This window comes from Acidovorax facilis (assembly GCF_050626955.1).
Taxonomy (GTDB): domain Bacteria; phylum Pseudomonadota; class Gammaproteobacteria; order Burkholderiales; family Burkholderiaceae_C; genus Acidovorax; species Acidovorax facilis.
In genome coordinates this window covers 5,188,933-5,198,239 of record NZ_CP192460.1, presented here as the reverse complement: position 1 = coordinate 5,198,239, position 9,307 = coordinate 5,188,933, and the positions used below count along the sequence as shown (strand labels likewise).

Below are 9,307 nucleotides of genomic sequence, written 5' to 3'. Positions count from 1 at the left end.
CCCGATGCCCGCACTGATCACCCTCACGCTGAACCCCGCCCTCGACCTGGCCACCACCACCGACCACGTTGCACCCACCCACAAGCTGCGCTGCGGCCCGGTGCAGCGCTTTGCGGGTGGCGGAGGCATCAACGTGGCGCGGGTGCTGCACCGCCTGGGCGCAGATGTGTGCGCCTGGGCGCTGGCGGGCGGTGCGGCGGGCACACAGGTGCGGCAGTTGCTGGCCGCGGAGGGCGTGCCCACGCTGCTGCAACCAATTTCGGGCGATACGCGCGAGAACTTCTCGGTGGTCGAGACCACCACAAGCCAGGAGTTTCGTTTTGTGCTGCCCGGCCCCACGCTGCAGGCCAGCGAGTGGCAGGCCTGCCTGGATGCGCTGGCTACCCACACACCGCCACCCCGCTGGCTGATTGCCAGCGGCAGCCTGCCGCCTGGCACGCCGGACGACTTCTACGCCCAGCTGGCGCGCGCCGCATCCGGCCGGGGCGTGCGGGTAGCCGTCGACACCTCGGGGCCGCCGCTGGCGGCGGCATTGCAGGCCGGGGTGGCGCTGGTCAAGCCCAGCCTGCGCGAGCTGCGCGACGTGATGCAAAAGCCGCTGGAACATGCGGCCGACTGGTGCACCGCCGCCCAGTCGCTGGTGCACAGCGGCGCCGCCGAGATCGTGGCGTTGTCAGTGGGCGAACAAGGCGCCGTGCTGGCCACGCGCGAGGGCGTGTGGCAAGCGCCCGCCCTCAACGTACCCGCCACCACCGGCACCACGGGCGCGGGCGACTGTTTTCTGGCGACCCTGGTCTGGGCGCTGGACCGGGGCGATGCGCCGGCCGAGGCCCTGCGCTGGGGTGTGGCGGCCGGGGCGGCCGCGCTGCTGCACCCAGGCACCACACTGGCCCAGGCGGATGACGTGCGGCGGCTGGTGCGCAGTGTGCCCGCACCGGTGGTGTTCACCCCCCAGCCATAGCACGGCGCCGGCAGGGCCTGCAGCCCCGTGGGACAATCGCGCCTTCCGCAATTTTTACCTTGGCACGGGCCCGTTCGGCCCTCAAGCACGATGACTGATCTCTCCAGCGGCGCAGCCAGCGCCCCCACAACACCCCGCGTGTTCACCCTCAGCGACTTCGACTTCTCGCTGCCCCCCGAACTCATTGCCCAGCACCCCGCGCCCGAACGCAGCGCCTCGCGCCTGCTGGACGGCCGCGCCATGCAGCCGGTGGACCGCATCTTTCGCGAGCTGCCCGGCCTGCTGCGCGAGGGCGACCTGCTCGTCTTCAACGACACGCGCGTGGTCAAGGCACGCATCTTTGGCGAGAAGGCCAGCGGCGGCAAGCTGGAGCTGCTGATCGAACGCGTGTTGCCCGCAGAGGCTGGCAACCCGGGTAACGAAGTCGTGGCCCACATGAAGGTCAGCAAGAAGCCCCTGCCCGGCAGCTTGGTGCACATGGCCGGTGGCCGCAAGGCGGGCGGTTTTGACGCGCAGCTGCTGGGCCGCTGGCCCACCGAGGACGGCCCGCTGTTCCGCTTTGCGCTGCACGGCCCCGCAGGCGAGTCACCCTGGGAGCTGATGGACCGCCACGGCCACCTGCCGCTGCCGCCCTACATCGAGCGCCATCAGAACACCGACCACGACCCCGACGAGGCCAAAGACAGCCAGCGCTACCAGACCGTGTTTGCACGCAACCCCGGCGCCGTGGCCGCACCCACGGCCGCGCTGCACTTTGACGAAGGCGTGCTGGCCGACCTGGCTGCACGCGGCATCGAACGCGCCAGCGTCACGCTGCACGTGGGCGCAGGCACCTTCCAGCCTTGCAAGACCGAAAACCTGGCCGAGCACCAGATGCACAGCGAGTGGTACGAGGTGCCCCTGGCCACGCTGGCCGCGCTGGAGCGCTGCCGCCAGCGCGGCGGCCGTGTGGTGGCCGTGGGCACCACCACCGTGCGCACACTCGAATCCTGGGCGAAGACGGGCCAAGCCTCTGGCGACACCAACATCTTCATCACACCGGGCTTTGCATTCCAGGTAGTGGATGTGCTGGTCACCAACTTCCACCTGCCCAAAAGCACGCTGATGATGCTGGTGAGCGCCTTTGCGGGCTACGCCCACATCATGGGCCTGTACCGGCATGCGATTGCGCAGCAGTACCGCTTCTTCAGTTATGGCGACGCGATGCTGCTGGAGCGTGCGCGCGGCACGCCGTGAGTTCTTCAGGCCCTGCGTCGTCGACCAGCCCTGCAGCCCGCCGACGGGCGGCGCTGGCGGGCATCGCGCTTGCCGTCACGGCCTGCGCGTTCTTTGCGCTGCTGGACACCGCGAGCAAGCTGGTCAGTGTGGGTGTTCCCATCGTCATGGCGCTGTGGATGCGCTATGTGTTCCAGTCGCTGCTGACCACCGCCTTCGTGCTGCAACGGGCGGGGCGCCCTGCCCTGCGCACCACACAGCCCCGCTTCCAGGCCTTGCGCGGTGCGCTGTTCGCCATGACCAGCCTGTTCGGCTTCATCAGCCTCACGGCCCTGCCGCTGGCGGAGTTCACGGCCATCGTGGCCACGGTGCCGCTGTGTGTGACGGTGGTGGCGGCCCTGTGGCTGCACCAGCCCGTGAGCGCGGTGCGCTGGCTGCTGGTGGTCACCGGCCTGGCGGGCACGCTGGTCATCATCCGGCCCGGTGGCGAGGCCTTCACCTGGGCGCTGCTGTGGCCGCTGTGCATGCTGGCTGCGGGCACGGGCTACCAGGTGTTGAGCAGCAAGATGGCAGGCCAGGAGAGCCCCGCCACCACGCAGCTCTACACCAGCTGGATCGCCACCGCGCTGGTGTCGCTGGGCGTGCCGTTCTTCTGGCAGCCGGTGAGCGACCCGTGGCTATGGGCGGGCATGTTCACCATGGGCCTGTCGAGCGCGGTGGGCCACATGCTGCTGCTCCATGCCTATGCGCGCACCACGCCGGTGACGATCGCGCCGTTCCTGTATTCGCAGATCGGGTTTGCCATGCTGGCGGGCTGGCTGGTGTACCGCCATGTGCCCGATAGCTGGTCGATGGCCGGGATCGCCGCGATCGTGCTCAGCGGCGCGGCCAGCACCTGGCTGACCGTGCGGGAAACGCGCTGACGGCACTGCCCAGCGCCGCCCCAGCATTCAGCGGCAGGTGCTGGTTGGCGCAACGCGGGGCGCGGCCCCCATGGCCGGAGGCTGGTTGGCCGAAGGCAACTCCACACAGTAGGTGCCCCAGGGACCCGCAGCCTGAACCATGCGCCGGCCCTCTGCGCCGCGCAGGTGGCGCTCGGCAATGCCAGATCCCAAGGCACCCGCTGGAGCGACTTCCCAGCGCTGATGCGGCGGCTGTGGTTGCTGTGCGCCTTGCCGGCGCTGCCAGGCCCGCTCGCGCTGGAGCGCCCATGCCACATCGTCCATGCTGGGAGCAGCCCGTGGGGCATCACCCGGCCCGGATGCCGGCGCCTGCGGCGCGGGCGCAACCGGCAGGGCGGCAGTCAAGCGCTCCACGCTGCCATCAGGCGCAGCAGGCTCCACAGCGATCGGCCGCCCGCTGCGGGTAACGGCCTGCTTTGGGCCCTGCCCGCTGGCAACGGGTGTGGCGCTCCGGGTTGGAGCGGCAGGCTGGGGAACGGCAGCTGGCAACGGCTCGCTGGGTGCCGTAGACGCGGGCAGCGGCACCAGCGTCACCCATACCATGGCAGGTGCATCGCTGCGCTCGGGCGAAGTTCGCAGAGCACCATCGCTTCTGCTCAGCATCGCCAGAACCAGCCCATGCAGCAACAGCGCCCCACCTACTGCCCAGGCCAGTCGCGGGCCGGAGCCGCGCGTGCCTCGCACTGCCCTAGTCGCCCTGGGCCAAGCCACCAGCCCCGCCACGCGAAGGCGCCTCGCCCTCCTCCGACTCCGCATCGGGCACCCAGGCCAGCAGGTCTGCCGGCTGGCACTGCAGATAACTGCAGATGGCGGACAGGGTCTCGAAACGCACGCCCTTGACCTTGCCGCTCTTGAGCAGGGACAGGTTGGCCTCGGTGATGCCCACATGGGCCGCCAGATCGCGCGACTTGACCTTGCGGCGCGCGAGCATTTCATCCAGGGTCACGACAATCGCCATGGGAATTCCTTCGCTGGCGAGTTGCTAAACAAACGCATCCGCTTCGGCTTGCAGGCGGTGGCCCTCGGCCAGCACGTGCCCCAGGAGCAACATCATCAGCCCCACGACCAATACGCTCATTTCAAACGGCCCCACGCCCAGCGCCACCAGGCCGTTCTGCTGGCCGGAAGCCAGCCAGGACAGCAGCGCCGTCACCCCCGCCTGGTAGACGAGTGAAGTCACGAACATCGCCAAAAAGCCCCAGCCCACGCCACGGAACCCGTGCACCACCGCCGGCCCGAACACGGCCCCGGCCAGAAAGGACCGGCAGATGCGATGCACGCACAGCACCGCATACAGCATGGCCGCAGCGGGAATGCACTCCAGCGCCACGCCCACCCAGCGCCAATGGGTCTCCATGGAGGGCGGCGGTGTGAGGCCGACCAACAAGGCCTGCGAGGGCACCACCGAAAGCGGCATCCAGCCACCCCAACCCGTTTCATGCCCGATGGCCGCCCAGCGCGCCATCGACAACACCAGCGATACCAGGGCACACGCCCAGCTGGCCGCGAGAAGGCCCCAGGCCAGGCGGCGAAACGAGGGGCTGTGAACAGAAGATACCGATGGGGGTAAATGTTGCGTCATGGTTGGTGAATTTTTCTGTAAAACAATAATAATATACCGTCAAACAGAAATTTACTACCATGCTTTTTTTCCCAACGCCCCTGCGCCCTTTGGCTTTTCTCCGTGCTTTCTCGTGTTTTTTGGCCCTGGTGCTGCTGTCGGCCTGTGGCAGTGTGCCGGTGTCATCACTGTGGAAGCTGCGGCAGCTCCAGCTGGAGACGCTGGACCCCGCCGCGCTGCGCGCCGCCGTGGTACACAGCCCGGGCCTGCAGCTTCATGGCAACGCACTGGAGCTCACGGTGAGCGTTTCGCGCACGCTGCGCAAGCCCGGGGGAGCCATCGCCACCGAGCGCCTGGAAGAAAAATTGCCCCTGCAGGAGCTGCGCAGCACGGCCGATCGCAGCGTGCTCGCGGAATATGAAACGTCCCGGACCCATGTGCAGGTCTGGCGGATCGACCCCGCCGCCCTGCCGCGCCTGCAGGCTCTGCGAGAGCGGGCCATGGGCTGGAAAGGCACGGACGATGGTTCCCGCCAGCTGGGCCTGGGGCTGGAACTGTCGGGCTGTCAACAAGGCGGCTCCGGCAGCCGCGTCGTGACCACCCTCTTGCGATTCACCGACACAGGGGAATACATCCCGCTGGTGCGCAACCTCGACCTTGCGGAGACGATGCCAGCGCACGAGCTCGCCAAGCGGTTTCCGGCCTGCACAACGCGCTGAGCCGCCTCAGTGCGCTGCGCGCAAGGCCGTCAGAACGCTACCGCGTGCCCGTCCTTGCGCGGGTCGGAGCCTGCGATGTAGCTGTTGCCGTTCTTCAGCACCAGCTGGGCGCCGCCAAAGGCGAACACGCCGTTGCCCTCTTCCACCGTCACTTCGTGCCCGCGCGCGCGCAGCGCGGCGACCACGGCAGGGTCAAAGCCTGGCTCCACGGCCACACCCTTGCCGCCCGTCACACGCCAGCGGGGCGCATCGGCCGCCGCCTGCGGGTTCTGGCCGTAGCGCAGCACGCGCAGTGCCATCTGGGTGTGGCCCTGGCTCTGCATCGGCCCGCCCATCACGCCAAACGCCATCTGGGGCGTGCCGTCGGCATGCATGGCAAAGGCCGGGATGATGGTGTGCGAGGGGCGCTTGCGCGGCGCCACCTGGTTGGCGTGGCCCGGGATCAGGTTGAAGCCGTGGCCGCGGTTCTGCAGGCTGATGCCCGTGCCCGGCACCACTACGCCCGAGCCAAAGCCCATGTAGTTGGACTGGATGAACGAGACCATCATGCCGGACGCGTCGGCCGCCGCCAGGTACACCGTGCCGCCGGGGCGCGGAGCGCCGTAGCCAGGGTCGCCAGCGCGCGTGGTGTCGATCAGCGCGGCGCGGCCGCGCAGGTAGTCGGGGTTCAGCAGCGCATCGGGCTTGACGTGCATGGCGTCGATGTCGGCGTTGTACTGGTGCAGGTCGGCAAAAGCGAGCTTCATGGCCTCGATGCTGGCGTGCACGGTCTCCACATCGTCCACCGGGTGAGCGCCGATGCCATGCGCGTCGAGCATGCCCAGCGCCATCAGTGCGGCAATGCCCTGGCCGTTGGGCGGAATCTCATGGACCACCGACTCGCCAAACCGCTGCTGGACGGTGCCAACCCAGTCGGCCTGGTGCGCGGCCAGGTCGGCCATCGTCATGGCGCCGCCATGGGCCTGCGAATGTGCTGCGATGCGCTCGGCGATCACGCCGCGGTAGAAAGCCTCGCCCTCGGTCTCGGCAATCAGCTCCAGCGTGCGCGCATGGGCTTCGCTGCGGAAGATTTCGCCCGCCTGGGGCACGCGACCATTCGGCATGAAGCACTCGGCAAACCCGGGCTGCGTGCCCAGCTTGGCCGCGCCCAGCGCCCACAGGCGGGCGATGGTGGGCGACACCGGGAAGCCATTGCGCGCATAGTCGATGGCGGGCTGGGCCAGTTGTGCAAACGGCAGCTTGCCCAGGCGCTTGGAGAGCGCCACCCAGGCCGACACGGCACCCGGCACGGTGACGGCGTTCCAGCCCGTCTCGGGGATGCCACCCAATTTTTCGAAGTATTCAGGCGTCCACGCTGCGGGCGAGCGGCCCGAGGCATTGAGGCCGTGCAGCTCCTTGCCATCCCACACGATGGCAAACCCGTCGCTGCCCAGGCCGCAGCCCGTGGGCTCCACCACCGTGAGCGCCATGGCGACGGCAATGGCGGCGTCCACCGCGTTGCCACCGGCCAGAAGCATGCGCAGCCCCGCCTGCGCCGCCAGTGGTTGCGACGTGGAGACCACATTGCGGCCCATCACCGCGCTGCGGTGGGAGGCGTAGGGAAGGGACCAGTCGAGGGCTTGGGGGTTCATGTGATGGGACTCCATGGCGGGCCAGGACCCGCTCGGATGAAAACTGGCGTGTCCGAGGAAAAGGACACCGAGGAAGGGCCGCCCCGCACCGAGGGTGTCGTCCCCTCGCCCGCATCGCGCAGCGGTGCGAGAGCGGGGGGAAGGCGCGCAGCGCCTCAGGGGGGTTATTCAATGCTTATTTTGTGTTGGCGAATCACCGTCGCCCAGCGGTTGCTGTCCGCCTGCACCATGGCACCAAACTGCGCGGGTGTGCGCGGCGCGGCGGGCTCGACGCCCAGCTTGGCCAGGCTCTCGGCCACCTCGGGCGCCTGCACGGCCCTGGCAAAAGCCTTGTGCACGCGGTCCACCAAGGCGGGGGGAGCCCCGGCGGGCAGGTACACGCCAAACCAGGTCACCGACGAATAGCCGGGCAGGCCAGATTCGGCCAGCGTGGGCAGCTCGGGCGCCAGGGTGCTGCGCTTTTCGCTGGTCACGGCCAGTGCGCGCAGGCGGCCGGCCTTGGCGTGCGGCATGCCGGTGGGCAGGGAATCGAACAGCACATGCGTCTGCCCGGCAATCAGGTCAGGGATGGCCAGGGCCGTGCCCTTGTAGGGGATGTGCGTCATCTCCACACCCGCCTGGGCGCTGAAGGCCGCAGTGTTCAGGTGCACGATGGTGCCGTTGCCGCTGGTGGCGTAGTTGAGCTTGCCGGGGTGGGCCTTGGCGTAGGCAATCAGTTCGCCCACGGTCTTGACCGGCAGCGAGTTGGTGACGAGCAGCACGCTGGGCGCGTCGGCCACATGGGCGACGGGCACAAAGTCCTTGCGTGGGTCGTAGGCCAGCTTGAGCATGAGGTGGGGCGAGATGGCATGTGTGCTGCTGGTGGTCAGCAGCAGGGTGTAGCCGTCGGGTGCGGCCTTGGCCGCCTCGGCCGTGCCCAGGGTGCCGCCCGCGCCGGGCTTGTTGTCCACCACCAGTTGCTGGCCCAGGTCGGCCGCCACGCGCTGGGTGACCACGCGGGCCACCAGGTCGGTCGCGCCGCTGGCTGGGAAGGGCACGATCACCCGCACGGGGCGATCCGGCCAATTGGCTTGTGCCTGCGCGGCAGATGCCAGCACCAGCAGGCCGGCCAGGCCCCAGACACCACGGCCCCAGGAAAGTAGACGCATACAGAGCACTCCCGCAAAGAAATCGGACACAACAGAGGATGGAACCATCTTAGGAAGCTGCGCCTTGCTTGACCAACAGCATTTCAGCAAGCTGCTTTGCCACCACGGCAAACCGGCGCATACTGAACACCTCCCTTTCCGCCCCTTCCACCATGCGTCCCCACCTGCTGCAAGACACCACCCTGCGCTACTTTCTGGCCGTGGCGCAGAGTGGATCGCTCACCGAGGCTTCGGCCCGGCTGCATGTGGCCGCCTCGGCACTGAGCCGCCAGATCGCGGGGCTGGAGGCCCAGCTGGGCACGCCCCTCTTTGAGCGCCACCCGCGCGGCATGGTGCTGACGGCGGCGGGCGAAATCCTGGCGGTGCACGCGCGCCGCACGTTGCTGGACGCCGAGCGCGCGCTGGGCGAGATCGGCGCGCTGCAGGGCCTGCGTGCGGGGCAGGTGCGCCTGGCCACATCGGATGCGTTTGCGAACGAACTGGTGCCGCGCCTGTGCGTGGAGTTCCAGCGCACGTACGCAGGGGTGCAGTTCAGCGTGATCGCCCTGCCCACGGCCCAGGTGCCCGACGCCGTGCGCAGCGGCGCAGCCGACATCGGCCTGTGCTTCAGCCGTGCACCGCACAAGGACATCGACGTGGCCTACCGCCAGAGCGCCCCGGTGCTGGCCCTGCTGCCGCCTAGCCACCCGCTGGCCAGCGCGGGCAGCGTGACCCTGACGCAGATGGCCGAATACCCCTTGGCGCTGCCCCCGCCCGAGACCACGGTGCGCCAGATGATCGACATCGTCTGCAGCCGCCAGGGCCTGCAGCTCGACGCCGTGCTCATCAGCAACCACGCCAAGACGGTGGTCAACTTTGTACAGCTGGGCGGCGGCCTGTCCGTGGCCAGCGAGATCGCCGTGCGCCACCTGGTGGCCGAAGGCGCCATCGTGGCCCTGCCCATCAGCGACCCCGGCATGGACCTGCGCGACATCGAAATCCAGACCCTGGCCGGGCGCAGCCTGCCGGTGGCGGCGCAAGCGTTTCTGGAGCTGCTCAAGGAACGGCTACCGCAGCCGTGGTAGCCCTTGGCGTCGGTTATCCGGCGTGCTGGTCATCACCCGGCAGCCC

Annotated in this window: 10 protein-coding genes; 5 read left to right on the top strand and 5 right to left on the bottom strand. The window is 69.0% G+C overall.

Translation table 11 applies throughout. The features are described from left to right. The first annotated feature begins 4 nt into the window (after positions 1–4). The 3 genes from ACQ4MJ_RS23850 (at position 5) to ACQ4MJ_RS23840 (ending at position 3,099) form a co-directional block, all read left to right on the top strand. On the top strand, positions 5–961 hold the full coding sequence (locus ACQ4MJ_RS23850) for a 1-phosphofructokinase family hexose kinase (protein ID WP_431151017.1): 957 nt from the start codon (positions 5–7) through the stop codon (positions 959–961). A 90-nt stretch (positions 962–1,051) separates the two neighbouring features. Beyond that, entirely contained in the window at positions 1,052–2,197 is a 1,146-nt protein-coding gene (gene queA / locus ACQ4MJ_RS23845) for a tRNA preQ1(34) S-adenosylmethionine ribosyltransferase-isomerase QueA (RefSeq protein WP_431151019.1), read from the top strand. Then, the gene (locus ACQ4MJ_RS23840; protein WP_431151021.1) at positions 2,194–3,099 is read left to right on the top strand and encodes a DMT family transporter; all 906 of its coding nucleotides are present in this window, start codon (positions 2,194–2,196) and stop codon (positions 3,097–3,099) included. The genes queA and ACQ4MJ_RS23840 overlap by 4 nt, the downstream gene beginning before the upstream one ends. Positions 3,100–3,126: 27 nt before the next feature. Here the strand turns inward: ACQ4MJ_RS23840 and ACQ4MJ_RS23835 are convergent, their stop codons facing one another. From ACQ4MJ_RS23835 to ACQ4MJ_RS23825, 3 genes are all read right to left on the bottom strand, one after another. Beyond that, positions 3,127–3,741, bottom strand: coding sequence for a hypothetical protein (locus tag ACQ4MJ_RS23835; protein WP_431151022.1), 615 nt, complete (start codon positions 3,739–3,741; stop codon positions 3,127–3,129). Between the two features lie 85 nt (positions 3,742–3,826). Beyond that, positions 3,827–4,096, bottom strand: a complete 270-nt coding sequence (locus tag ACQ4MJ_RS23830; protein ID WP_176887319.1) for a helix-turn-helix domain-containing protein — start codon at positions 4,094–4,096, stop codon at positions 3,827–3,829. A gap of 24 nt (positions 4,097–4,120) precedes the next feature. Further along, a complete protein-coding gene (locus ACQ4MJ_RS23825; RefSeq protein WP_082437325.1) occupies positions 4,121–4,720 on the bottom strand; it encodes a DUF2975 domain-containing protein in 600 nt (199 codons plus the stop codon). Positions 4,721–4,779: 59 nt separating this feature from the next. On the opposite strand from ACQ4MJ_RS23825, the gene ACQ4MJ_RS23820 reads away from it, so the two are divergent. Then, on the top strand, positions 4,780–5,418 hold the full coding sequence (locus ACQ4MJ_RS23820) for a hypothetical protein (protein WP_431151023.1): 639 nt from the start codon (positions 4,780–4,782) through the stop codon (positions 5,416–5,418). Between the two features lie 29 nt (positions 5,419–5,447). Here the strand turns inward: ACQ4MJ_RS23820 and ACQ4MJ_RS23815 are convergent, their stop codons facing one another. Both ACQ4MJ_RS23815 and ACQ4MJ_RS23810 read right to left on the bottom strand, forming a co-directional pair. Beyond that, positions 5,448–7,049: a gamma-glutamyltransferase family protein gene (locus tag ACQ4MJ_RS23815; protein WP_431151024.1), complete on the bottom strand. Its 1,602-nt coding sequence runs from the start codon at positions 7,047–7,049 to the stop codon at positions 5,448–5,450. Between the two features lie 164 nt (positions 7,050–7,213). Continuing rightward, the gene (locus ACQ4MJ_RS23810) at positions 7,214–8,197 is read right to left on the bottom strand and encodes a Bug family tripartite tricarboxylate transporter substrate binding protein (protein ID WP_431151026.1); all 984 of its coding nucleotides are present in this window, start codon (positions 8,195–8,197) and stop codon (positions 7,214–7,216) included. A 152-nt stretch (positions 8,198–8,349) separates the two neighbouring features. Between ACQ4MJ_RS23810 and ACQ4MJ_RS23805 the strand changes: the two genes are divergently transcribed. Then, positions 8,350–9,261 carry a LysR family transcriptional regulator gene (locus ACQ4MJ_RS23805; RefSeq protein ID WP_431151028.1) on the top strand — a complete coding sequence of 304 codons (912 nt, stop codon included), beginning with the start codon at positions 8,350–8,352 and terminating at the stop codon, positions 9,259–9,261. The last annotated feature ends 46 nt before the right edge of the window (positions 9,262–9,307 follow it).

What these genes read in the sequence shown, in the direction of transcription:
- ACQ4MJ_RS23850 (WP_431151017.1), top strand. Translation starts at nt 5, where the DNA reads ATGCCCGCACTGATCACCCTCACGCTGAACCCCGCCCTCGACCTGGCC.
- queA (WP_431151019.1), top strand. Translation starts at nt 1,052, where the DNA reads ATGACTGATCTCTCCAGCGGCGCAGCCAGCGCCCCCACAACACCCCGC.
- ACQ4MJ_RS23835 (WP_431151022.1), bottom strand. Translation starts at nt 3,741, where the DNA reads ATGCTGAGCAGAAGCGATGGTGCTCTGCGAACTTCGCCCGAGCGCAGC.
- ACQ4MJ_RS23830 (WP_176887319.1), bottom strand. Translation starts at nt 4,096, where the DNA reads ATGGCGATTGTCGTGACCCTGGATGAAATGCTCGCGCGCCGCAAGGTC.
- ACQ4MJ_RS23825 (WP_082437325.1), bottom strand. Translation starts at nt 4,720, where the DNA reads ATGACGCAACATTTACCCCCATCGGTATCTTCTGTTCACAGCCCCTCG.
- ACQ4MJ_RS23820 (WP_431151023.1), top strand. Translation starts at nt 4,780, where the DNA reads ATGCTTTTTTTCCCAACGCCCCTGCGCCCTTTGGCTTTTCTCCGTGCT.
- ACQ4MJ_RS23815 (WP_431151024.1), bottom strand. Translation starts at nt 7,049, where the DNA reads ATGAACCCCCAAGCCCTCGACTGGTCCCTTCCCTACGCCTCCCACCGC.
- ACQ4MJ_RS23810 (WP_431151026.1), bottom strand. Translation starts at nt 8,197, where the DNA reads ATGCGTCTACTTTCCTGGGGCCGTGGTGTCTGGGGCCTGGCCGGCCTG.
- ACQ4MJ_RS23805 (WP_431151028.1), top strand. Translation starts at nt 8,350, where the DNA reads ATGCGTCCCCACCTGCTGCAAGACACCACCCTGCGCTACTTTCTGGCC.